The 25,419-nt window shown below is 54.5% G+C and carries 15 protein-coding genes; 12 read left to right on the top strand and 3 right to left on the bottom strand.

Annotation, left to right across the window (positions count from 1 at the left end; all coding sequences use genetic code 11):
• Positions 1 to 207 precede the first annotated feature (207 nt).
• The 4 genes from H7F31_RS29895 to H7F31_RS29880 all read left to right on the top strand — a co-directional run bounded on the left by H7F31_RS29895 (position 208) and on the right by H7F31_RS29880 (position 5,808).
• Complete coding sequence (locus H7F31_RS29895) at positions 208 to 915, top strand: response regulator transcription factor (RefSeq protein WP_187101785.1); 708 nt, start codon at positions 208 to 210, stop codon at positions 913 to 915.
• Positions 916 to 920: 5 nt separating this feature from the next.
• A complete protein-coding gene (locus tag H7F31_RS29890) occupies positions 921 to 2,264 on the top strand; it encodes a sensor histidine kinase (protein ID WP_187101784.1) in 1,344 nt (447 codons plus the stop codon).
• 113 nt (positions 2,265 to 2,377) lie between these two features.
• Positions 2,378 to 3,064 (top strand): ABC transporter ATP-binding protein, encoded by a 687-nt coding sequence (locus tag H7F31_RS29885; RefSeq protein ID WP_187101783.1) that lies wholly within the window; start codon positions 2,378 to 2,380, stop codon positions 3,062 to 3,064.
• Entirely contained in the window at positions 3,061 to 5,808 is a 2,748-nt protein-coding gene (locus H7F31_RS29880; RefSeq protein WP_187101782.1) for an ABC transporter permease, read from the top strand. The genes H7F31_RS29885 and H7F31_RS29880 overlap by 4 nt, the downstream gene beginning before the upstream one ends.
• 253 nt (positions 5,809 to 6,061) lie before the next feature.
• Here the strand turns inward: H7F31_RS29880 and H7F31_RS29875 are convergent, their stop codons facing one another.
• On the bottom strand, positions 6,062 to 6,514 hold the full coding sequence (locus tag H7F31_RS29875; protein WP_087569831.1) for a Dps family protein: 453 nt from the start codon (positions 6,512 to 6,514) through the stop codon (positions 6,062 to 6,064).
• A gap of 493 nt (positions 6,515 to 7,007) precedes the next feature.
• Positions 7,008 to 7,952, bottom strand: a complete 945-nt coding sequence (trxB, locus tag H7F31_RS29870) for a thioredoxin-disulfide reductase (protein WP_087569830.1) — start codon at positions 7,950 to 7,952, stop codon at positions 7,008 to 7,010.
• A 252-nt stretch (positions 7,953 to 8,204) separates the two neighbouring features.
• Here trxB and galU point away from each other — a divergent pair, with 252 nt between their 5' ends.
• The 5 genes from galU (at position 8,205) to H7F31_RS29845 (ending at position 17,937) form a co-directional block, all read left to right on the top strand.
• Entirely contained in the window at positions 8,205 to 9,086 is an 882-nt protein-coding gene (galU, locus tag H7F31_RS29865) for a UTP--glucose-1-phosphate uridylyltransferase GalU (RefSeq protein WP_187101781.1), read from the top strand.
• Positions 9,087 to 9,435: 349 nt separating this feature from the next.
• On the top strand, positions 9,436 to 10,725 hold the full coding sequence (locus tag H7F31_RS29860; RefSeq protein WP_187101780.1) for an FxLYD domain-containing protein: 1,290 nt from the start codon (positions 9,436 to 9,438) through the stop codon (positions 10,723 to 10,725).
• An 11-nt stretch (positions 10,726 to 10,736) separates the two neighbouring features.
• Entirely contained in the window at positions 10,737 to 11,852 is a 1,116-nt protein-coding gene (locus H7F31_RS29855) for a S1C family serine protease (RefSeq protein WP_261800183.1), read from the top strand.
• Between the two features lie 478 nt (positions 11,853 to 12,330).
• Positions 12,331 to 17,025 carry an S-layer homology domain-containing protein gene (locus tag H7F31_RS29850; RefSeq protein ID WP_187101778.1) on the top strand — a complete coding sequence of 1,565 codons (4,695 nt, stop codon included), beginning with the start codon at positions 12,331 to 12,333 and terminating at the stop codon, positions 17,023 to 17,025.
• 9 nt (positions 17,026 to 17,034) lie between these two features.
• Positions 17,035 to 17,937, top strand: a complete 903-nt coding sequence (locus H7F31_RS29845) for a Gfo/Idh/MocA family protein (RefSeq protein WP_187101777.1) — start codon at positions 17,035 to 17,037, stop codon at positions 17,935 to 17,937.
• A gap of 163 nt (positions 17,938 to 18,100) precedes the next feature.
• Here the strand turns inward: H7F31_RS29845 and H7F31_RS29840 are convergent, their stop codons facing one another.
• Positions 18,101 to 19,399, bottom strand: a complete 1,299-nt coding sequence (locus H7F31_RS29840; RefSeq protein WP_187101776.1) for a hypothetical protein — start codon at positions 19,397 to 19,399, stop codon at positions 18,101 to 18,103.
• Between the two features lie 205 nt (positions 19,400 to 19,604).
• On the opposite strand from H7F31_RS29840, the gene H7F31_RS29835 reads away from it, so the two are divergent.
• From H7F31_RS29835 to H7F31_RS29825, 3 genes are all read left to right on the top strand, one after another.
• Positions 19,605 to 20,939: a response regulator gene (locus tag H7F31_RS29835; RefSeq protein WP_187101775.1), complete on the top strand. Its 1,335-nt coding sequence runs from the start codon at positions 19,605 to 19,607 to the stop codon at positions 20,937 to 20,939.
• 2 nt (positions 20,940 to 20,941) lie between these two features.
• Positions 20,942 to 23,737, top strand: coding sequence for a sensor histidine kinase (locus tag H7F31_RS29830; protein ID WP_187101774.1), 2,796 nt, complete (start codon positions 20,942 to 20,944; stop codon positions 23,735 to 23,737).
• 273 nt (positions 23,738 to 24,010) lie between these two features.
• Complete coding sequence (locus H7F31_RS29825) at positions 24,011 to 25,399, top strand: ABC transporter substrate-binding protein (protein ID WP_187101773.1); 1,389 nt, start codon at positions 24,011 to 24,013, stop codon at positions 25,397 to 25,399.
• Positions 25,400 to 25,419: the final 20 nt, after the last annotated feature.

Here is a 25,419-nt window from a genome sequence, read left to right as displayed (position 1 = left end):
ATACTTTCTCTATATTTCTCGGAATGAAACGCGCCGCGCCGCCAAAGGATGGCGTAGCCGTTTCACCTTGCCTTATGCATTAAGAACGTGCCAGAAAAGCGAAGTGTTGCAACCGGATGCAAGATCAATCGACATCGGAGCGAATTTGTGGAATAATCTTCTACATTATGTGACAGTTGAACAGCCTCATTAAGGGGGGGGAGCCGATTGAAGGTCGTATGGATCGAAGACGAGACCGAGCTGCTCAAGGAATGCGCGGATTATTTGCGGCGGGAAGATATCGAGGTTCACGGTGCGGCGACGCTGTCGGAAGCTGAGACGCTCATCAGGGAAGAGAAGCCGGATCTGCTGCTGGTGGACTGGATGCTGCCCGGAGGAGAGAGCGGGCTGGATTTATGCAAGCGCAACGAGCGGGAATGGGGCTTGCCCATAATTATGGTGACGGCTAAAGGCGATGAGTTTGACAAGGTGCTGGCGCTGGAGTTGGGGGCTGACGATTATTTGACAAAGCCGTTCGGTCTGCGGGAGCTAGGCGCTAGAATGAAAGCCGTATTGCGCCGCACATCCAAGGGGAACGTCCGGGAGGACGGAAGGCATCGCGAAGATGTGCGATTACAGCGAGGATTGCTGCTGCTGGATAACGACAAATATGCGGCGCAGCTCGAGGATCGCCGTCTGGAGCTGACTCGCACGGAATTTATGCTGCTCTGGAAGCTTGCTTCTCATCCAGGACGAGTGTTCACGCGAACCCATCTCATGGACGAAGCGCTTGGCGACGATTATATCGGCTACGAGCGGACGATTGATTCGCATATTCGCAATTTGCGCAAGAAGCTTGGCGATCACGAAGCGGAGAAGCCTTACATCGAGACTGTTTATGGCATCGGGTATCGGTTTTCCGAAGAGGCGAGGTGACCGGGATGACCGGCGCGCAGACTAACGGCTTGACTAGTGGACGCGGACGGAATGGGTTAGCAAAGCGGCTGCGACTGGTTGCGATTAGCATAGCGACGGCTTTGCTTACAGGATGGATCGTACAGATTGTACTTCTGGGCATGGAGAGCAGGGAACGGGAGAGGGCAGAGCTGTATTGGAACGGCTATGCAGTCATGTATGTCGAGTTGAATGGCGGCTTTGACGGATTACAGGAGCGGCTTGTGCGAGACGGGTATGTGTATGGTGCGGATTCCGATTTCGCCGTTCGAATCTATGCAGGCGATGATGATCATTACGAGAAAGTAGCAGAGGTTTCGCGGGGCGGTAAATGGAGCGGCGGACGCAAGCTGCCGGTTATGACGGGAGGTCGAATTGTCGGCTATACCGAGACGAGCATTACCTCTTTCGGTCATTCATGGTTCATAAGATTTGTTGTTCCATGCATGACGGGGTTATTCGTATTGACTTGCGGTCTGATCCTTCAGCATAAGCTGAATCGGACGGAAGATCAGGCCGATCGGCGTCTTGCCGAAGAATTGAAGACGTATATGGCGCAGCATCGCCATTTGCCTGTTGATACCGAAGAGCGGGATTGGACGTCTTTGAAGGGAGAAATTGGCGACCTCATGCGTCGCAATCAACAGCTGGAGACGGTCAGAACGACGATGGTGGCGGATATCGCCCACGAGCTGCGGACGCCGATTGCCATTATGCGTGCAACGTTGGATCATGCGTTGCAGTCAGGTGCTCCGCTGGCGCCGGACAAGCTTGCCGTTCTTCATGACGAGACGCTGCGGTTAAGCCGTCTCGTCCGCGATCTGAAGGAGCTGGCGCTTGCGGAGAGCGGACATCTGCCGCTGTTCAAGTCCTGGTTTTCTATGACAGAGCTGGCCGAAGAGGTGCTGGAGACGCTTTCGGCGGCCGGTGAGGAACGCGGCATACGGCATGTCATCACTGGACTTCACGATGCAACGATGTACGGAGATCGCGGACGTATCAAGCAATTGTTAATTAATCTTGTCGGCAATGCGTTCCGTCATGCCCGATCTCTGGTGACGGTAGATTTAGCGTTAGCGGGAGGCATGATCCAGCTTACGGTCAGCGATGACGGTCCGGGAATCGAGGAGGAGGAGCTGGAGAGGGTGTTCGACCGCTTTTATCGGGGAACGGAGACAGCCAAAGCCGGCAGAGGACGCGGAACGGGGCTTGGCCTGGGACTCGCCATTGTCCGCGAGTTCGCTCGCGCCCATGGCGGGGAGACGGCGGTACGAAGCCGTTATGGCGAGGGAGCCAGCTTTGTCGTAACGCTGCCGGTCATGAAGGAATAATGGAAGGTTGGGGGATGCCCGCCCTTTCTGCATAATATCTGCACATTTGGTTCATCAGGAGTGCATAATGTTCTGCTACAGTTACGTCATTAGCAGAACAAGAGGTGAAAAGCATGTTTATTCGCGTACAAGGATTATCCAAAACTTACGGCAAGGGGATCGCGGCGACGAAGGCGCTTAGAGAAGTATCTCTTAACCTGGACAAGGGAGAGATGGTGTCCATTACGGGGCCGTCCGGCTGCGGCAAAACGACGCTGCTCCACATTCTCGCGGGCATCGAATCCGGCGACAGCGGCGAAATATGGATCGGCGACGCGCCGATCCATGAGTGGGATGATGCCAAAATCGCCAAGCTTAGGCTGGCGAAGATGGGCTTCGTCTTCCAGTCTTATCATCTCGTGCCCGTACTGACGGCGTGGGAAAATGCGGCGATGCCGCTTATTGCAGCCGGCTTGCCCACGGGGAAGGCTCGGCTCAGAGCGCGCGAGGCTTTGTCCGAGGTTGGACTTGCGGACAAGGAGAACAACTATCCGGCTCAGTTGTCGGGCGGTCAGAATCAACGCGTCGCTATAGCCAGGGCCATTGTCGCAAGACCGGACATTTTATGGGCGGACGAGCCTACAGGCGCGCTTGATACGGATACGGCGGAGCAAATCATCGGACTGCTGGAAATGCTTAATCGCCATTACGGAACGACGGTCGCGGTCGTCACGCATGATCCGGGCATCGCGTCGCGCATGAATCGTACAATCCGGATGCAGAACGGCAGAATCGTTCATGACGGAGGAAACGGATTATGATCGGCTCCGGCATCGTATGGGGGATGGCGTGGGGCAATCTCCGCAAGCAATGGAAGCAGACGCTGCTAACGATCGCGGCTGGGGCGATCGGCGCAATGCTCATCGCGGTCAGCTTCGTTAATTACGATTCTGTCCGCATTAGCGGAGAACGGTGGATAGAGACGAGGCTGGGCCCTATCAGTTCGAAGCTGACGCCGGAGGAGCAGCTCTCAGCGGGATTTACGGGAGAACAAGTCGCCGTGCTGGAGAAATATGTGGACGAACAATCGAACGATTATCGGATCTTGCCTTATATCGGGGCGGAGGCGACGCTCCGGGCTCTTGACTCAAATGGCGAAGAGGGCGGAGTGCTGAAGTCGGTGCTGGTTCTTGGCTTCTCCATGGAGAAGGCGGCGAGCTTCGATTCTGCAAGAGCCGAGCTGTGGAGTCGCGGCATTGGCGAAAACGAGGTCATTCTGAACGAGGAGACGGCGTCGCAGCTCGGCGTTGCGGCCGGCGATGCGTTGGAACTCATCACCTCGGACGGTTCCAAGCTTCTGCGCGTTCGCGAAATAACGTCGGAGCAAGGTTTGACGGGCTTCCGGGATTACGGCGCTTATAGCGGCACGGCGATCGTATCGGAGGCGCTTGCGCGCGAGATTGCGAAGATCGACGAGGGCATCTATCCCGCTATATGGGCGGGGACGGTTAATGATTCCCTGCCAGACAGAGCGATGTTCATCCTGCCGGAGCTGAATTACGAGATTCATTATTTGAAGGCCGATTATCGTGACAGGCTGGAAAGATTAAATTTCACTATCATCATCGGGATAATCAGCCTGGTAGCCATTGCGTCCAGTCTGATCTTCATGCGGCAAGTGCTCGTCATGATCTCGGAGTCGAGAAGGGGCATGTACGGCGTCCTGCGAGCGATCGGATTGTCTCCCGGACAGATTGGCGCCATGTTCGCGGCAGAAGCATTGCTCTTGTCGTTGCTTAGCGCTTTGGTAGGCTCGTTTATCGGTATAGGCGCAGGATACGGTTTGGTATCCATGTTTTACGGTACGTACAGCGACGTTTTGCAACGGATGACGGGCATGCATATTCCAATTCATCCGCATCTCTCGATTGTTGGAGGGATATTACTCTTTCTATCCATCTTCGTGTTTCTGGCTGTCGTATCCGCATTCGCCGCACGCAAGGCTGGCCGATTCCCGGTAGTCGAAGCGCTGCGCGGCGGAGGAGAGCGGCTGGTACGAAAAGGCTACAGGCATCGTTTTTTCGGATGGGTACTGACAGGGGCAGGGGTCTATTTCACGGTGATTCACTTTTATCTGGCATTTGTCGAGACACCGGATATGAACGGGGGAAACATGCTGTGGGTGTGCGTCTCGTGGTTAGGCGCATGTTGCTTCCTCTTGTTCCTCCTCATACGGCTGCTGTCCATTATGAGCGGGCCCCTTAGCAGGCTGTTCGGGTGGCTGGGGATTCCGCCTCTCTCGGTCATGCTTGCGACGAAATATCCCCGCAGCCAATCCGGAAGAACGTACACGACAGCGTTATTATTCGCGTTGATCATGATGATCGTGACGTTTACGGTGACCATCATGGGATTGATAACGGCATCGGGCGACGTCAGCCAGACCCCGCAGACGGTGCTGGGCAATGGCGGATATGCTCCATACCAGTCGGAGTCGGAGCGGGATCATATTTTGTCCGCGGCGGCCGAGGATGACTTTATCTCCGGAAATATGGAAGCATACATGATTTCTGAGCCGTTTATGATCGATATGACTACGGGCGGTCTGGCTCAAGCCGTCGTGCCTGTAACGGATGAACTGCTGAAGAGAGAGCTTCCGCCGCTGGCGGAACGCGATCCCCGATTCGGCAGCAACGAGGAAGCATGGGAAGCGGTTTTAAATGATTCCAATTATATTATGCTGCCGCACTTTTACAAGACGAGAGACGATGTTTTTCAACCCGGACTAAAGGCAGGCGACACTGCTGCGTTCCCGGTGTATGAATACAAAAAGCTTAGAGCAATGGATGAACCCAAAGTGCTGTTGTTCGAGAAATCACTTACCGTAGCTGGATTCCTCCAGAATGAGGCACATCAACACGCCATCGATTATTACGGCGCGACTTTTATGCATGCTGATGTCGTTAACGAGCTTCGGCCGTATGGCTTCAAATGGGAAAATCAGAAAGCGCTCGGCTTCGTTTTGTTCGATTTCGATTACCGGGACGTCGAGCTCGCCCAGCAACTGGAGGATCGATTCGCGCTTAACGGAGTGCTGGGATTCACGGTGCCTTATCTGAATAATAGCGCGGAGTATCTGATGAACAAGCAGCTAGGCAATGGTTTCGTAGGCTGCGCGGTATTCTCCGGGATCATCAGCTTAATGGGACTCGCGGTTGTTCAATATCGGACAGTGAGGGAGAGAGGCCGACAGATCGCGATGATGCGCTGCATCGGCGTGCCTGGCAAACAAATCTATTGGATGTTTATGCTCGAAGGCATTGTCATCAGCGTAGCCGGTCTGCTGACCGGTTGGGGCATCGGCGCCAGCGGCGCTAGATTATTCACGCAAGCTGCAAGGCAGGATATGCCGGATTATATGGCGTTCGAGTCGTCCTATCCCTACGAGATCATTTTGCCTATCATGCTCGGGCTGCTGCTGCTCTCGGTGCTCGTCAATATTGCGCCCGCAAGAGCGGCTTTAAAGCTGAAGGCGGCGGAGGGTCTTCGGAGCAATGACGAGTAGGGTTAATCATGAATTCCTTTAAGCTAGGGAAATTCTTATGTGGCAGCCAAAAGACGAGCACCGCGCTTAAACCGCGGTGCTCGTCTTCTTGAAATTCTAAAAACTTTTATTAAGTTCTTGTACCTTTTCCTGATAGCCAAGAAAGTAAGTGGAAGTTTCGACGCCAATTCCGTTTACTTTCGCGGGGCAGGAAGTAAGTGAAAGCGAGCTGCGCCACCAGAGAGGAGGGCTCAGCTGGTTTATCTTCTCGCTCTTATTTGCCATTAAACGCGTTCAGCATCCACACATGTTTCTCCAGGGAAGTATGGATGGCAAGGAGCATATCGGCCGTTGTTTCGTCGCCGGCTTCCTGTGCGGCTTCCATACCTTCCTTAAGCTCGTCGATAACCGTCGAGAAATCCTTGATGAGTTGGTCGACCATTCCTTCAGCGGATTCTTTGCCGCTGGCTTCCTTAACGGTGGATTCCTCCAAGTACTCGCTCATTGTCGCGATTGGCTTGCCTTTCACCGCAAGGAGACGTTCCGCGATCTCGTCGACATGCAGCGCCGCCTCCTCGTAGAACTCCTGGAACTTCGCATGGAGCGTGAAGAACTGCGAGCCTTTTACGTACCAGTGGTAGTTGTGAAGCTTAATATAGAGAACGCTCCAGTTGGCGATCTGCCGATTGAGATGTTGTTGTACGGTTTTTGTTGTTTTGGTAGTCATGTTTTTTCATCCTTTCGATTGTTGAGATTGGTTATTTCATATAAGTAAACCGGAATAGCGGCAGTGAAACCTTGTTTCCTCGAATATCCTGCAATAGGAAAACATATCATTTCAATCCAACGACTAGTGTGCTCTTCTGTGATCGGGTGTATGCATTGGGGCTGCAAGAGATTGGATATTATAATTAGATCAATTCCTTATTTATAATTATTACAAATTAGACGCTGGATGTCAAGGCTTTAATCGTTATTTGCATTCGCTAGCGCGCTGGCAGGCGAGGACGAGCGAATGTGTATGAAAAAGCGAGTACAATGGGATGCAGGCAGGCGGTGACGAGCGAATGTGTATGAAAAAGCGAGCACAATGGGGCGCTGGCAAGCGAAGGTGTGAAAAGGCTGGTTGTACGCACACGAAAAAAAGGATACAACCTCCGCATTAAAGCCGAGGCTGCATCCTTCTCTGAATAAGTCCGAGCCAGACGCGAATTCGAAAATTAAACGAGCGCCGCCGCTTCGTGGGCCTGCGCTTCGAGGTAACGTTCGCAGTCCAAAGCGGCCATACAACCGCTGCCAGCGGCCGTGATCGCTTGGCGATAGGTGGTATCCTGCACGTCGCCGCAGGCAAACACGCCGGGAATATTCGTCGCGGAAGTGCCCGGCTTCACCAAAATGTAGCCTTGAGCATCCGTCTCGATCTGTCCGCCAAGGAAACCTGTATTCGGCGTATGGCCGATAGCGACAAATACGCCGTCCGCTTCCAGCAGCTCTTCTTCGCCGGTCTCGTTGTTACGGACCTTCAGGCCTTGCAGTCCGTTCTCGCCGGCTACGACTTCAAGCGGCGTACGGTTCAGGCTCCAGGCTACCTTCTCGTTGGAGCGGGCGCGATCCTGCATGATTTTCGAAGCGCGCAGCTCTTCGCGACGGTTTACGACGCGAACCTCGGTGGCGAAGCGGGTTAAGAAGCTTGCTTCTTCCATGGCGGAGTCGCCGCCGCCGATGACGATCAGCTTTTTGCCGCGGAAGAAGAAGCCGTCGCAAGTGGCGCAGGTGCTGACGCCGCGACCGATATTATCCTGCTCTCCGGGAATGCCGAGATACTTGGCGGACGCGCCTGTCGAGATAATGATGGATTCTGCTTGCAGCTGCCCAAGTCCTTCAACTTCAAGCGTATAAGGCCGCTTGCCGAAGTCGACGCTCTTGACGGAGCCCATCTTGAACGTAGCGCCGAACTTCTGCGCTTGTTTTCGCATATTGTCCATTAACTCGCTTCCGAGGATGCCATCCGGGAAACCGGGAAAGTTTTCGACCTCCGTTGTTGTCGTCAACTGGCCGCCAGGCTGCCAGCCCTCGATGACGAGGGGCTCCATGTTGGCGCGGGCGAGATAGATGGCCGCCGTCAAGCCTGCAGGACCTGTTCCGATAATAATGGTTTTGTGCATAATCGTTACCTCCAGTATGATGTTCTCTCTATTCGTGATTGCGTATGTGTTACCTTAAAATTATTACAAACTGTAACGTAAGTCAATACAGTTCATCTAACCTTCATCTTACCTGCGATAGAATGGATCAAGCCATCAAAATCCACGGCTGCTAGTTGGCGATTTCATCCCAAAACGAGTATGATGGAGACAGAGAATAAGACGTTGATTGCCAGTCGCAACCGTCTTTAAGAGAGGAGCAGCGAATTGCGTATGAGTACATCAATCCGGAAAGCCGTCATACCTGCGGGAGGACTCGGCACGCGGTTCCTGCCGGCAACGAAAGCGCAGCCCAAGGAGATGCTGCCGCTGATCGACAAGCCGGCCATTCAATACATTGTGGAGGAAGCCGTTCGTTCCGGAATCGACAGCATCGTCATCGTAAGCGGCCGGCACAAGCGTGCGATCGAGGATCACTTCGACAAGTCATTCGAGCTGGAGGCGGAGCTGGAAGCGCGCAATAACGAGACGATGCTTGCCATCGTCAAAGAAATTTCGCAGCTCGCGGATATCTATTATGTCAGGCAAAAGGAGCCGCTCGGGCTTGGGCATGCCGTATTGTGCGCTCGCAGGTTCGTCGCGGACGAACCGTTTGCGGTACTGCTCGGCGACGACATTTTGACCTCGAACCCGCCTTGCCTGAAGCAAATGATCGAAATTTACGAGCAGGAGCAATCATCCGTTGTAGCGGTTATGGAAGTGCCCTGGGATCAAACTCATAAATACGGTATCGTGGACATCGAACAAGGGAGCCGGGTAGCCAGGGTCAAAGATATTATCGAGAAGCCGGCGCCAGGTCAAGCGCCATCCAATTATGCGGTAGTCGGGCGTTACGTGCTGCATCCGTCCATCTTCGGATTGCTGGAAGCCGCGAAGCCTGGCAAAGGGGGAGAAATTCAATTGACCGACAGCTTGCAAGAGCTGAACCGGTTGTCTTCGCTAACGGCTTTTCGCTTCGATGGCCGCAGGCACGATGTCGGCGACAAGCTGGGCTTCGTGCAAGCGACGATCGATTTCGCTTTGGAGCGGGATGATTTGTCCGCGGATGTGAGGCGTTATATGCTGGAGAGTCTGGGCTTGCCGAAGGAATCTTAAAACGGCTCGGTCGACTGTCTAAGAGAAAAGACTGTTTGTACATTGTCTTTCTCGAAGACTCGTGACAGGCTGCGGCCGTCAAGTCATGGAGGTTTTGAACTCGCACAAAAAGACAGTCGCTCATGGCTCAGCGCCGCGTCGGCTGTCTTTTTGCAAATATACGAATATATTGCTCGGAACGAATCGCATCCCGCCGCCAAAGGAAGGCGCGGCCGTTTCGCCTTGTTGCGGCAGGTTGCAGGGAGAGCGCTGATGTCGAAAGCCTGCCACTATTTTGAAATGGTGATTTTTTACTGTTTGAGCTAGAATAGAGAGATAGAGAGAGTTACTGGGCTGGGAGATGACTTACTTGTATTGCCATCAATGTATAAGAAGCTACGCAAGGGATGCAAGGTTCTGCAGCCAATGCGGAAGAAGGCTTCATGCTATAACGATTCAAGCGGAACAAGGGGATCACGGCGCTGTCGGATTGGCGGAGCAGGAGAGTGCGGCATCGCTGGAAATAGCGGACGGGAATCGTATCGATACGAAAGAGACGAAGCTCCCGGGGGACGTCGAGACGATGGGAGGAACGCAAGCCGTACAAAAGCGCGAGACGCTCGGGCCCGTCTTCTTTGGACTCGCGGCGCTGGCTCTTGTCGTTGCGTCGGGGCTTTTCCTTTTCTACAAGCATGAACTGAAAACGAACGAAGACGTGCTGCGGCTGCAGGTCGAAGCAAGGGCGGCAGCCTTGGGCGGCCAGTACGACGAGGCGATCGCGCTGCTCGAGCAAGCGATAAGAGCCCGGCCGGATTTTCGCGCGATTATCGACGATAACGAAACGGTTCATCACGCGGCGGAGCTCGAACGACTGTCCGTTGAAATTCGGCAAAGGCTGGACAAAGGCGATGCGGAGGTTGCCCTGAGCGAGCTTGAGCATCTGAAGTCCGAGCTGAACGGACACAAGGAGCCTATCTACGACAAGCTGAAGGAGAAGGCGGACGGCTTTTCTATGGAGCTTACGCTGCTGGAGCTGGCAGGCGATCTGACCACCTTGAAGACGATCGAGGAGCACGGAGAAATGTTAAACGTCGTGAACGGCTTGATCGGGCAGGAGGCGGAGGAGCTTCGCGCTCTTATCCTGGACAGTATTCGAAAGATAACGATTGCCGAAACGGAGTATTTGCTCCAGCGAAAAAACTTCTCCGGTGCGTTGTCAGCCTGCGACAAAGCGTTGACTTGGGCAAAGGAGGATGTGGAGCTGCTAGCTCTTAAGGAGCGCGTCAAGCAAGAGAAACATGCTTATGAGCAAGCGGAGCAGCTTCGAATTCAGCAGGCGATGGAAAACGCGGCGGAGGAAGATTTGATTAATCAGACGGACGCGATCGAGGTCATAAGCATTGATCATTCGTTGGATGATTTCGGCGACCTTTCGGTTGTCGGCAAGCTCAGAAACAAGGCGACAAGACCGATTTACGGCGTCGAAATTACTTATTCCGTTAAGAGTTCGACCGGTGAAGTGCTGGGAAGCGGAACGGCGAGCGCAACGCCGGAATATATCGAACCGGGCGAAGAGATGACATTTACGGCGACAGTAAGCGGCATTTATGAGGGGGATGTCGTTGCCGTTATCGATAATAAGACTTGGTATTTGGATTAAGGAGCATGGATATGGGAATCAAATGGCGGATTGCGCTCATCGGCTCCCTTCTTATTCTGGCGGGAGGCGCTGCTGCGGGTTACGCGGTGAACGAGCAAGTGCCGGGTCAATTAAACGGCACTCCGCTTATCGCCGTAGGCGAAGTAAAGAAGTCGCTAAAGGATATTATTTTTGAAACGCAGAAGATGGTTGTCATGATCGAGACGGAAACGGGCTTGCAGGGCTCCGGCTTTCTATACAATCTCGAGGGGGATCTCATTACGAACGCCCATGTCGTGGAAGGAGTCAGTCACGTGCGAGTGAAGACGGCTGATGCGCGCGATCTCGATGGAGAGGTTATCGGAATCAGCACCGAAACGGATGTGGCGGTTGTGCGGGTGAAGGAGCTTGTCGGCACCCAGCCGCTGTCCATGATGCGATATGAGCGCGGGGAAGTCGGCGATGATGTCATGGCGATCGGAAGCCCGCTGGGCTTCCAGAACACGGTCACGACAGGCATTATAAGCGGCGTCGGACGAAGCTTCCAGATCGCGCCGTACACGTACAAGGATTTATATCAAATCTCCGCTCCAATCGCCCGCGGCAACAGCGGAGGTCCGCTTGTCGACATGAATACCGGCGCCGTGCTAGGGATTAATTCGGCGGGCCTGGAGGATGAAGGCATCGGCTTTAGCATACCGATCTCGAACGTATTGTCGATGGCAGAGGGATGGTCCAGGCAGCCGATGGACAGGCTTCCCAATCTGAAGGTTGTGGAGACGCACGATGAGAAAGAACAAGATGTTTCTCTGGATCAGATGGCGGAATATTTGGTGAATCATTATTACGACAGCCTGAACAATCGCGATTACGTGTATGCTTATTCGTTGCTTGGAGAAGGATGGAAGGAGGGGACGAGCTATGTCAAATTCCGCGAGGGATATCTGACAACTCGTAACGTCGTCATTGACGATATGCACGTCTCTTCTCCAGAGGACAACGAAGCGACTGTAACGGCGATTTTATCCGTCGACGAACGCAAGGACGGCAAGTACGCACTGAGCAAATATCAAGTCAGCTATCGGATCGGCTACGAAAACGACCAGCTTAAGCTGATATCCGGCAAAGGCAAGGCGATACGCAAATAATTTGAGCCCCCCGCATTAAGTCGGATTTTTAAAATTATAAGAAAGTATAAGTTATGTCCATACTTGACCTATAATTCTCGGAATGAAATGCGCGGCTCTGCCAAAGGACGGCGACAGCCGTTTCGCCTTGAGAAGGACCTCATTTCCCACTTACAGCGGAATTCGAGGTCCTTTTACGTATAAAAGGGGATGTTCCCCTATCTTCTGTTTAGCAACTTGCCTACGATAGCCCCACCTAATCCTACCTATTTTTACCTGTCTACTAATCAATATTGCTTTTTAAAGGGTGTCAATAACACTCACATGTTTTTTTTGTGTGGAAAAAGCAACCGCTTACTAAAATTAATTATGTCACAAAATATAACTTGACTGCTGCCAGGATCAGTTGTATACATGTAATATACACGTATCTATTGGTGCGGCGGACGAAAAAGGCAGACAGCGAAGTAGGCGCGTGATTTCGAAAGGAGTGTTTATAATGATGTTTACAAGCAAGTCCAAGCCATTGATGTTGCTGCTTTGCTTTTTGCTCGCGGCAATGTCCATGGGTGTGACCGGTAAGGTATCTCATGGCTCCGGGAGCGAAACGTACCATATTGCGAACGCCGGCTTTGAGAACGCGGGAGAAGCTGGCGAAATTCCAGATTGGTTGATCAGATCAGGCAATCCAGTCATAAGCAACGAGCAAGCGCATGTTGGAGAGCGGAGCTTGAAGGCTCATTTGGTCAAGGATCAAGGTCAGCCGGCGATAAATATCGAATCCGGCTTGATAAATGTGGAGGAAAACACGTCTTATTTGTTTTCGACCCAGGTCTACCTGGAGCTTGGATCGATTCAAGGCTTTTATGTATACGTTTACGATACGAACGGACAGCTCGTAAAAGGCGCCGATGGACGGGATTTCCATCTGTATCAAGCGATCACGGCACCCAAAGAGGATTGGCAATATATCGAGCAGCCGTTTACCGTACAGCCGGGCGGGCACAAGCTTAAAGTGGCGCTAATAACCGGAGCAAAAAATTCTTTTACTTTCTATGTAGACGAGGTCAATATCATGAAACAGATGGTCAACGGCGGCATGGAGCAGCCTGTTGTCGATGGCGCCATCCCGGGTTGGAGCAAGACGAAACCTGCCGATGCCGATTCTTTTTCTGTTACGGATACGCATCAAAGCTCCGGGGAGCACAGCTTGCACATTCGGAACACGCAGGGGGCGTTCATTAATGTGATCAGCGACCTTGTTCCGGTCGAGCCGGGAGCAACGTATACGGCCAAAGCCCGCACTTTGATCGAGGCCGGATCAGCCGATATGTATATGCGTTATTTCCGGGCGGACGGCAGTTATACGGGCAAACAAAACTGGAGTATTGTATCCGAACCGGTTGACGTGTGGTTCGACCAGTACGTGACAGGTACTATACCGGATGATGCGGAATATGCGGCAATCCTGTTTGCCGGAAGCCCTACTAAAAATTATTCCTATTATGTAGACGACATCAAGCTGCTGCGAGGCGCGCATGATATTCCGGAGGAGCCTACTCCGGACAATTCGATTACGCTGGTGGGAGAAAATTTGGGCCCGCAGATTCGTAAAGCGACTTTGATGCGCGGAGCTATCGGCAAGGACAACAATGGCCGCAATGTCATATATACGGTGGTTGCGGGGGCGCCTTCTATATTCACTGTGATCGACATCGAGGCGGAACAAGTGGTGAAGAGTCTTCCGATGCCGGATACGTCCGGCGCCTGGTCCGTAACGATGTCTAGCGACGGCTCCGTTTACCTGGGAGCGTATAATCTCGGATTGCTGTACCGATATATCCCGGATTCGGACGAACTGATCAATTTGGGTCATCCGCTGGCGTCGAAGGATTCCGTCCTGTATCCGATGGCCGCCGGCAAAGACGGCATTATGTATGGCAGCACCTACCCAACGGCTCATCTATATGCCTATGATCCGGATGGAGGAGGATTTACCGATTACGGAACGCTGTCGACTCAAACGTCCGGAGAACGGTGGACTCGCGTAACCGCCTACGATGAAACGACGCATAAAATCTATGCAGGCGTCGGCAATGTTCCGCGCCTGGTGGAGTATGATCTTGCCACGGGAGCCAAACGAGATTTGTTGCCTGAGGGCTTCGGCAAAATTGTGTCCGTCTATGATTTAAATATCGCAGACGGCAAGCTGTTTGCCCGCAAGGAGGCCAATAACCCGAACGAAACGTTTGTTATCGATATCGAGAGCGGCGACATGATCGAATTCGAGAATGAAGATACGGGCGAGCTTTCGACGACGTTCATTAACTTCTCCCGAGGAGTTTCTCCTGTATCGCCGATTGCGAATAAAATTTATTTCGCCGGAACCGGAGGAGAGCTGTTCGAGTATAACCTCGACACGGACAGTTACCGCACTACGGGAGCTTCGATCGAAGGCGCCGCAATCGCGTATGCTTATGTCGAGTTAAATGAGCCTGGTTTCCCGGGGTATAGCCTTGTTGGACTGTCGGGCAACACGGGCAAGATGTTCAAATATAATTTGGAAACGGGCTCAGTCAAGCTGACTGACGTACAAGTGCCGGCCGAGCCTGTCAATATTCATGAGATTACGAAGGGGCCGAACGGGAAAATATATTCCGCAGGCTACCTGCAGGGCAATCTTGGCGTGTATGCGCCTTCATCAGGCGAAAGCATGTACTATGAAGGGATTGGGCAAGGCGAAGGGATGACGGTTGTTCACGACAAGCTGTATCTGGGCGTTTATCCGGGTGCCGCCATTTTTGAATATGACCTGTCCAAACCCTGGGACCGCACCAACTCCGAGCAATTGAATCCGAGTCGTTTGTTTACCATGGGCGACATCAATCAGGATCGTCCGTTCGGCATGGCGGGTTCGGAGGATATGAACAAGCTGTTCGTCGGAACTGTTCCGAAAAACGGCATGCTGGGCGGAGCGCTTGCCGTCTATGATCTGGAAAGCAGGGGAGAGCCCGACATTTACCCCAATCTTGTTCCGGATCAAAGCATTCTTTCTTTGGTGTATAAAAATGGTTATTTGTACGGCGGCACTTCCATACACGGGGGGCAAGGCGGGGCGACGACGCAAACGGACGCCAAGCTGTTCGTCTGGGATGTGGCAGCAAAGGAAAAGGTGCTCGAGCTTGTTCCAGCAGCAGGGAAACAAGCCATTACGGCGCTGCATATCGGCCCGGACGGCAATGTGTGGGGGCTCGCGAACGGCACTATATTTATTTTTGACATCGAGTCGAGGGAAATCGTGCATAGGGATCCTGCTTTTCCGAATGCTCGAGGCCGCTGGATCGACGGTTCGATGACGACGGGAACGGATGGCAATGTATACGCCACTGTAGGCGGCAATTTCTTTAAGGTGGATGCCAGGTCGAAAGAAATCGAAGTATTAGCGACCGGCGTGCGCAAGCTGACGCAGGATGACTTCGGAAACTTTTATATGTTTACAGATCCGGAGACGCCTATTTTGTATAAATATACGATTGAAGAGTTGCTGCTCAATCTGACGGGGGCGCAGCTGACGATATCGGAGACCGAGCTCAAGGCTGGGGAAACGGCAATGCTCGAAACGACAGGATTGCTGGAGCAGAGACGTACAACGAAGGACTTGTCCGGCGCCGTTACGACATACGCAAGCAGTAATTCCGCTGTAGCAGCAGTAAATGAAGACGGCCTCGTTACGGCTGTCGGAGCGGGTACTGCCCAATTGACGGTTCAAGTGACGCTTGACGGGGTGACGGTGACGTCCAATGCAGTTTCTGTGTCCGTTACCGGCGGTTCGAGCGAGCCGGAATCACCGGTCGGACCTCCTTCGGGAACGGGCGGCACAGAGACGATAGTCGTAGAGGGGACAACCTCTAATGGATCGCTTGTAGGCATTGACTTCCATGTGATTCGCACAAAGCAACCGGACGGTCAACTGTCAGACAGACTGGCTATTGGAGAGGAACTGGCTCGCCGCTTGACGGAGAATGCAAACGGCGCGTCGGTTATTGACATTCGTATGCCCGAAACGGGAGGAGCGGCAGTAGAGTGGGTGCTTGCACTGGATCAGTCCGCTTCCGAACTTCTGTCGAAAGCGGGGTTATCCCTGGTCCTTTCCGGCGCCGAGATTCGAATCTCCCTGTCTGGCGATAGCTGGCTCGGATTAAATCAAGAACTGTCATTCCGCATCAAGGCTCTGCGTACGAGCGGGGAGAGATTGAAGCTGGAAGCTGCGGCCAATAACGATGCAGGCATCGCGGAGAGTGCTGGAGGGAGCAGGATCCGGTTAATTGGAACACCGGTCGCTATTGACACGGATGTCGGGGGCAAACCTGTCACTCTTCTGCTTCCGCTCGATCCGGATATCGTTTCTTCTACTTCGGCAAGCGAACTGGGCGTATATATCGAGCATAGCGATGGGAGCATGGAACTGGTTAAAGGCAAGCTCGTATATGGACTGGAGCCCGGCGAGGTCTACGTTTCCATTACTGTCGATCGATTTAGCACATTCTCAGCAGCGGTCGTGAGCGGCTGGGAGGTCAATGAGGCTGACGCCCAGCATTATATGCAAGGGTATGAGGATGGAACGTTCCGTCCCGACCGAATAGTGTCGCCTGCCGAGATGGCAGCCATGATCGTGCGTGCATGGGGGGCTCCTAAGACGAACGCAACAGCGAAAAGCGAAGATTGGACGACGGGCGAGACGGTGGCGTTCTACGACCTCACAGGCAGCCACTGGGCGAAGCGTTATATTGATGAGTTGGCTTCATCCGGAATCGTGCGAGGGTATGAGGATGGAACGTTCCGGCCGGAGCGGGATGTTACGCGGGCTGAGATGGCAGTCGTATTGGCGGCGCTGGCTCTCGACGAGACGGCCTCAGACGGCGCGAAGCCATCCGATACGGCATCCTTCCATGATATGGAGGGACATTGGGCAAGCGACGCCGTAACGCGTTTGAAGTCGAGCGGACTCGTGAAGGGGTATGAAGACGGCACCTTCCGTCCGGATCGGCCGTTGACACGAGCCGAAGCGGTTGTTATGATCAACGCGTTGCTTGGCGTAGAGCCAAATGTTCATGCTGATCCTCTCTGGCCCGACGTGCCGAGCGATCATTGGGCGTATGGCGATATTCAGGCAGCATATGGGGGAAGGAGTTAACATAGACGTATGAATAATCTTCGAATCGGTATGATTGGTCTCGATACCTCGCACGTATCCATATTCACCAAGCTGTTGCATGACGCAACGCATCCCTATCATGTGACCGGCGGGCGAGTTGTCGCCGCGTATCCGGGAGGCTCTCCGGACTTCCCGCTCAGCTTCAATCGGGTAGAGGGATATACGGGGGAGCTGCGGGAGCAATACGGCGTGCGTATCGCAGATTCGCTGGAAGAGGTGGCGGAAGAGTGCGACGCGATTATGCTGGAGTCGGCCGACGGACGGGTCCATCTGGAGCAATTCCGGGCCATCGCGAAGTACGGCAAGCCGGTATTCATTGATAAACCATTGGCGTTAACGACATCCGAAGCCAAGGAAATCGCGTTAATCGCCGACGTTAACGGCGTTGCGATCATGAGTTCTTCTTCGCTGCGATACGCAGAAGCGCTTAGCGCGGAGCTTGGTCGAGAAGCGGCTGCCTCAATCTCGGGAGCGGAAGCTTTTGGTCCGCTGCATATTCAGGCTACGCAGTCTCATTACTTTTGGTACGGTATTCATGCAGCAGAGATGCTGTACGCCATCCTTGGTCCTGGCTGCGAGGAAGTATCGGTGGAATCTACGGTAGAGTACGAGCTGATCAAAGGCAGATGGCGGGATGGGAGAATCGGTACGTTGCGCGGCAATCTCAATGGCAATGACGAGTTCGGTGCGCATATTCATCGCCTCGATGAGACGGTTTATGTCCAGGTCGGTTCCGCGCCAAAACCTTTTTACGCCAGCTTGCTGGAGCAGGTCATCCCTTTCTTGCAAACAAGGAAACCCGCGGTTGAGATTTCGGAGACGGTGGAGATCATCCGGTTTCTTGAGGCGGCGGAAGAGAGCAGAGCGAGCGGGTTGTCGGTGAAGCTTTAAGTGGGGACATGCGGTTAGCATGCCGAGATCAACTTAGGCAATGAAAAAACAGACGCTCTATCCTACCCTGACTGGGAGGATGGGGCGTCTGTTTGGTGTAATGCCCTAATTGCTTGGCGGAAGATGACTCGCAGGATAAGAGGTTAGCAGCCGGGACGGCGGCTCATAAAGCGTAAAGCTCTAATGCAACGGTATCGGAAGGCTGAATCGTGTAATTTAATAATGTTGCCGGTACGGTTCCTCCGTTCAGCTTGATCTGATAACCGACATTGCCGTTTATCGGAACACCGCCGATGCTGACGATCTGGTCGCCTGCTGAGAAGCCGACAGAGCCTGTCGAAGCAAGCGCTCTTCCGATCGTAAGTCCTTGCCGATATGGAATCGTGAAGCTGTTCGTCACTCCCGGAAACGCGGCCCCGCCATTGATGACAACCGTTACGAAGGCTTGAGGCGCAGAGGCAATTGCCGGTCCTGGACCCGATACCGGAACAGGAATGGGGAGAGGAATCGGAAGGGGGACAGGCGGCCAAAAGCCCGGTCCGCCCCATGGTCCCAGCCCAGGACCATGCCAGCCAGGCCCGTGACCGTGTCCGTGTCCTGGTCCATGCCCCGGTCCATGACCGTGCCCCGGTCCATGGCCGTGTCCGGGTCCATGACCGTGCCCCGGTCCATGGCCGTGTCCGGGTCCATGACCGTGCCCCGGCCCGTGTCCGTGTCCGGATCCATGACCGTGTCCGGGTCCATGACCGTGCCCCGGCCCGTGTCCGTGTCCGGATCCATGGCCGTGCCCATGACCGGAGCCGTGACTTTGCCCGTGCCCAGAGCCATGCCCCGTCCCGTGTCCGGAACCGCCAGAACCATGAGGCGGGCGAGTGGTCTGATCGGTGTCGTACATGTTCGGTTCATTGTCGGAATCATGTGCTTCTTCAAGGGGGAATTGCAGGCGTCCTCCCGGTCCACCGCCGGGCCCGTGCCCTGATCCGCCGCCAGGTCCGTGCCCCGGTCCACCGCCAGGTCCGTGTCCTGGCCCGCCGCCAGGTCCGTGCCCCGGTCCACCGCCAGGTCCGTGTCCTGGCCCGCCGCCAGATCCGTGCCCCGGTCCACCGCCAGGTCCGTGACCCGGCCCCCAAGGTCCGTGTCCGGGCCCCCAAGGTCCGTGTCCGGGCCCCCAAGGTCCGTGTCCGGGCCCCCAAGGTCCGTGTCCAGGTCCCCAAGGTCCTGGTCCGGGCCCCCAAGGTCCTGGTCCGGGTCCCCAAGGTCCTGGTCCGGGCCCCCAAGGTCCTGGTCCGGGTCCCCAGGGACCTGGACCTCCCAGTCCCAGTCCAGGCAATAGAAGGGGCAACAAGCCTCGTTCGCTGCTGCGAATGTTGCCCCCGCAGCCACAACCTCTGGTTGCCGCGTAGCGGATGCTCATTTTATTATGTTGATCCTTGGTGTTGATGCTTGAGCTTATGTCTGTCATGTTGACCTCCGATCTCGATCTGAACGAATTAGGCGAATATCATAAAGTATCATATGCACTATCGCCTATTCCGTGCGAATTCCGGAGACTGGTGCGTAGCTCCATCCTCAGATTGACAGTCTCGCGGATCCGCCACTAAAATAGGTGAAATGACGGGCGGGACTCCGCCTTAGAGGACGGTTACTATCCGGAGGGGGATTAGTTGATGTATAAATTGCTGATCGTGGACGACGAGAAGGAAATCCGCAACGGATTGGCCGAACGGCCCTGGCACTCCTTGGGCATCGAGTTGGTAGGATTGTGCCGGCATGGAATGGAAGCGCTTCAGTTTGTTGCAAGACAACCCGTCGACATCGTGTTGACGGATATCCGCATGCCGTTTATGAGCGGGCTGGAGCTGATGGAGGCGATTCATCGGCAGTTTCCGTTTACCCAAATGCTGATCTTATCCGGCTACAGCGACTTCGACTATGCAAGGCAGGCGATCTTGAACGGTGCGGCGGATTACTTGCTTAAACCGGTCAATCCGGATGACCTGGCGGAGTCGTTCCGCAAGCTGACGGCCCGATTGGACGAGAAAAAGCAGATTGAGTACCGCACAGCCGTTCTAAAACGGAAAGAGAAGCTTCTGGCCAAGAAGCTGCGGGAGGAATTTCTGCAACGGCTGCTCCGCTCCCCGATTCCCGAAGACGAACTGGAGCAAGCAAGCTCGGAAGGCGAAGTCCTTCTGGGGGAAGGCGGATTTGCGGTGGCGGTCGGCATGCTCGACAGGTTTGCCGAGCCGGAGGCTTCCGTTCCGGAGCGTGAACGGAAGCTGATTCTCTTCGCGCTGGACAACCTGCTCGGCGACATCTGGGATGCGCACGGGAGCGGGTACCACTGGATCGACCAAGCAGCCGGCATGTTCTACCTGCTATCGGTCCGCGGGGCGGGAACGGAAGCGTTCGTCTCCGTCATCCGACAGCTGGATCGGTTTATGGGTTTGTTCAAATCGACGATATCGCTGGGCGTCGGCTTCCCTGCGCGGGTCCCCGGCGCTATTCCGGCATCGGCGACGGCCGCGCTGCAGTCGCTGGCTTCTTGCCCGGAGCCGGGCGCCGTTGTTGTTTTCGATGAGTTGCATAGGCACAGGCCCGTCCCATCCGGTGAAACCGCTCTGGCAGAGCCGGAAACAGCGGCGAATGACGGAACGGATAAAGCGGAAGGCAGATCCTATGTGCTTGCCCAGGCTAAGCAATATATGGAAGCCAACTACCATCGCAGTCTTACGCTTCATGATGTGGCCGCCCATGTGTATGTCTCTCCCGGCCACTTGTCGTCCCTGTTCAAGGAGACGGGCGACACGTTTCTGAAGCATCTGACATCGCTTCGCATGCAGCGTGCGATGGAGCTGCTGCCGGATGTCGGCAAGAAAGTGTACGAGATCGTGGAGATGGTCGGCTATTCCGATCCGGCCTATTTCGCGGCGGTGTTTAAGAAGCATACGGGGAAAACGCCGTTCGAATATCGCAGCAGCCTTTCCGTGGACGGGAGAGACTAACGGTGGACAAGCTGCTCGCAAGATTCAGTCCAACGTTGGGCCGTACGGTGCTTCTGGCGGTGCTGTTGACCTTCATCGCACAGGCCGTGCTTCTGAACATCGGCCTTACCTATGCGAATTCGATCGATCGCAGCATCAGCGACAAGAGGTCGGAGAACGTGCTCAGCCAATATCAGCAGAGCTCCTTGTATTTGATGAACGACATCAACAATCTGCTTCAGCTGCTGCAGACTTCGGAGTTCAGCGGCTACTTCAAAAGCAATATGCCGCTTCGCGATGCCAATACCGAGGCGGCGGAGCGGCGGGCTCTGCTGGATAAGATCGACACTCTGTATATATCTCCGCAAACGGTGAACGCCATCTACTTGATCGGAGCCGACGAGAATCAGGCGGCGCTTCGCAAGCGGGCCGGCTCCTCCGGCTTCGAGGAGCTTGGGCATCTGAGCATAGACTCGCTGCAATTCGCAAAGCTGGACCAGCTGATCCTGAAGGATCACGATCAATTCACGTCTTATGGCAAGGATGACTTCGACAATGTTGTGTCCTATCGCAGCAAGCTGCTCGGCACGGCCGAGGCCGACGCGGTGCGCGATTTTGTTTCGCATATCGAGGATCGGCTGATCCTGACAAATGGCGGCTTGAACGGTGTTTTGATTGTGATCGTGCTGGCCGACGGCTTTTTCGAATCCGGCTTGCCTCCGGACTATTCGGACCAATCGATCTTTTCGATCCTGTCCCCGGACCGGAGGTTGATCTGGACCAGCGCAAGCAACGAAGAAGCGCGACAGGCGCTGAGCGGAGGCCAGTACCGTTTCGAACTGAACGGCGCCGCTTATGCGAGCCGGATAGTAGGACTGGCCCCCTTCAAATCCCAAATCGTCTATTCCGTGCAGGAAGGAAAGCGGTATTTCTCGGAGCATGGGCTGTTCGTCAAGATGATTGTGTTGTCGGCCGCCGCGATGGTGCTGACGCTGCTTATCAGCTGGTTCTACATGAAGCAGGTATTCAAGCCTTTCCGCGAGATCTCCCAACTGCTTCGAAGCCAGTCCATCGGAGGGGAGAAGGCGCTCCGGGTCATTCCCGAACAGCTTGGCAGCAGCCGCTTCCAAGCCGCTTCCATGCGCACCAAACTTATGCTGGTGCTGTGCACGGCGGTCATGATTCCGACCATCTCCGACGGCTTCCTCTACTCCCGATTTTCCACCCAGGCGGCCCAGAGCCAGATGAACGCATCGCTCAAGGAGATCGGCGACTTCTCGGGTATGAATATCAAAACCCGGGTGAGATATTTGGAAAGCCTGATGAACCAGTTGTCCGTCAGCCAGAAGTTCGAGACGTATTTGGCCGACCGTTCGGTCAACACCTCTTCTCCCGGTTGGGACGCCATCACGATCTCCATGTTCCCAGGGCTCAATGAGGTATCCTATTTTGTTCTGTTGGACGAAAAGGGCAACGCGATCTACTCTTCGATGTATTCGAACAACAAAGATATTTTCAAAACGGAATCCGTCTATTTGAAAGAGCAGGACGATCTGTACTGGATTTCCGAATACGTGGATGTGTTCGACCACAAGACGGCCGCCGTCGTCAAAAGGATGCCGCAAGCCCAAGACGGAGGCGGAGCCACCTATCTGCTGCTCGTTCCCAAGGAATCCGTTTTCGAGAACGTCGGGTACGGTCTGACGAGCACCTATTTCTCGATCTCCGATGAGAACGGGAAGACGGTTTATCAATCCCGCTTGTACCCCGAGGCGTCCCAGCAAGGATTTCTTCGGTTCGCGGAGCCGATTCCGGATTCGAAGTGGAGCATTTCGATCGCCTATGCCGATTACGACATTCTCACCCGAAGCAGGGAGTATCAATCGCAGTATATTCTGATTATTTTTATTGTATTTATGCTCTCCGTAGGCGGGGCGATGGCGATCTCCGGCATACTGGTGCGGCCGATCAAGGCGCTGGTCGGAACGATGGACGCGGTCGGGAACGGGGACTTGCGGAGGCAGGTCGCATTCGAGGGCCGCAATGAGATCGGCAGCATCATCCAGAGTTTCAACAAGATGGTGCGCCAACTGGAGATGGAAATTCAACACAATCTGCAAATGACCGAAGAAAACGCCAACAACAAGATTCGCGAGAACGATCTGATCGCGATGAAAACCCGTGCGGAGCTGCAGATGTTGCAAGCGCAGATCAATCCGCACTTTTTGTACAACACGCTCGAAGCGATCAACATGCGCAGCCTGAGAAACGGGAACAAGGAAGTCAACGTCATGGTGGAGGCGCTTGCGGATCTTTTCCGTTACAGCATTACGCGCGGGGGAGACGAGGTAGAACTCGAACAGGAGTTGGGTCATGTCCGCAATTATGCGCGTATCCAGCAAATCCGCTTCGACCACAGCTTCGAACTGGAATTGGACGTTCCGGAGCCGCTGCGGCGAGCCAAAGTTCCGCGCTTTATTTTGCAGCCGATCGTGGAGAACGCGATCAAGCACGGCTTTGAGGGTTGGGAGGAAGGCGGGTTGATCCGCATCGCCGTGTCCGAAACGAACGGGAGGCTGCTGCTGGACATCCGCGACAATGGGATCGGCATGAGCCGGGAGAGGCTGGACTGGCTGAACGCGGATATGAGACAAGGTCTGGGCGAGTGGAACGGGCAAGAGGGCAGCATCGGGCTCGGAAACGTCTATCACAGGCTCCGTCTGTTCTATCATGACGACATGGCGATGGAAGTTTCCAGCGCGCGAATGAAGGGGACGTCCGTCCGCATGGATCTTCCGCTCGCGGAACCCATTCGATGAAGAATTTATTAGAAATCGGAAGATTACCGGATACCGGCGTAATCCCGGGGTTGATATACTTCTCTCAGACATCTGTTAGGGCGTGTCTGGATACTCCGAGGGGAGCAGATTTTGCCGAATTTTCGTTTCATGCAAGGAACTTTTGTGAAGACGTACCGGGGGTACTTCAAGCAAAAGTGACGAAGCAGGGGGCGGAAAGGCGGTGAAAGATGCCCCTGAGCGGGTTTTCAGACACGCCCTAGTCTACCAAGACCACAAAGGAGAGTAGAAAGTATGAAACGAACAGCAGTGTTGGTGCTGATGGCTATGCTCGTCGCAGTCGGCGCATCCGCATGCGCATCCGAAAGCGGGGGGAATTCGCCTGCCGGCTCGCCGGATGCGGCGACGGTCCAGACTGGCGGCGGCAAGGCGAGCGGAGAAGTTGTCACGGTGAGGATGAATCTGCAAGCCGGAGAAATCACGGAGGATCAAATCGCCGAATTCGAGAAAGAGAATCCCGGCATCAAGATTCAGCGCGAAGACACGGACCCAACCAAACTGGCCGCCCAGCTGGCAACGGGCGACGCACCGGATCTGATTCGGGTGCAGGGGGTTACGGAGCTGCCTTCATACGTAATCAAAGGTATCGCAATGGACCTTACGTCCCGGATCGAGTCAAGCGACGCGATCAAAGCCGACGATCTGTTGCCGGTCGCCAACGTCTACCGCTTCGACGGCAAAACCGTCGGACAAGGACCGATTTATGGCCTGCCCAAGGACTGGTCGCCCGATTTCACATTGTTCTACAATAAGCAGTTGTTCGATGCGGCGGACGTCCCCGTTCCTGACGCAGGCGTGCCGATGACCTGGAATCAAGTGTTCGATCTGGCGAAGCAACTGACGATCGTGAAAGACAATAAGGTTCAGCAGTACGGCCTCGCCTTGTACGATAACGACAAAACAGAAGCGGGATACCCGATGCTGCTGCAATTCTTGGCGAGCAAAGGAGCAGATTTGAACGCGAACGGATTCGATGCCATCAACTTCGATACGCCTGAGGTCAAAGAGTTTTTTAATCTATGGTCTGACGCCGTTGCAGCCGGAATCGGCCCCAATTCGATTAACAACGACACGACGCCGGGCATGCCTCAGTTCGTAGACGGCAAAGTGGCAATGATCGCCGCAGGCTACTGGTTCTCCGGCGTCATTCGCGGCGACGAGAAGGCGAAGACGCATCTGGAGGACTATGGCATGTTGCCTGCTCCGATCGCGGAAGGAGGCATCCGCGTATCTCCGACGGGAGGCGCGTCCGGCCTTATCATTAATAAGAACACGAAGCATCCGGAAGAAGCTTGGAAGTTCTTCGAATGGTTCTTCGTCGGCAAGCCGGCCCAGGATCGCGCGTCATTAGGATGGGGCGTTCCGATTACCGGCTCGCTAATGAGCCTGATGCCGCAAGAGATGGACTTCGACAAGCGGACATATGAGATCCTGCAAAGCGAGCTGCAATATACAAACGGCTACTTGACGGTCAATCCGTATTTGAGCAATGCAAACACGTTGATACAGAAATATATGACGCCGGTCTACTTCAAGAAGTCGACGGTCGACGATGCCGTCAAGAGCATGACAAAAGACGCCAATATTATGATCTCCGAGTCCAAAGGGGCCGTCGCACCCTAAGTCACAGCAGACAGAAAGGG

Origin of the sequence: Paenibacillus sp. PAMC21692 (genome assembly GCF_014303795.1) — a bacterium.
Taxonomy (GTDB): domain Bacteria; phylum Bacillota; class Bacilli; order Paenibacillales; family Paenibacillaceae; genus Pristimantibacillus; species Pristimantibacillus agaridevorans.
The sequence above is the reverse complement of the archived record's forward strand: the minus strand, read 5'-3'. Positions and strand labels throughout refer to the sequence as shown.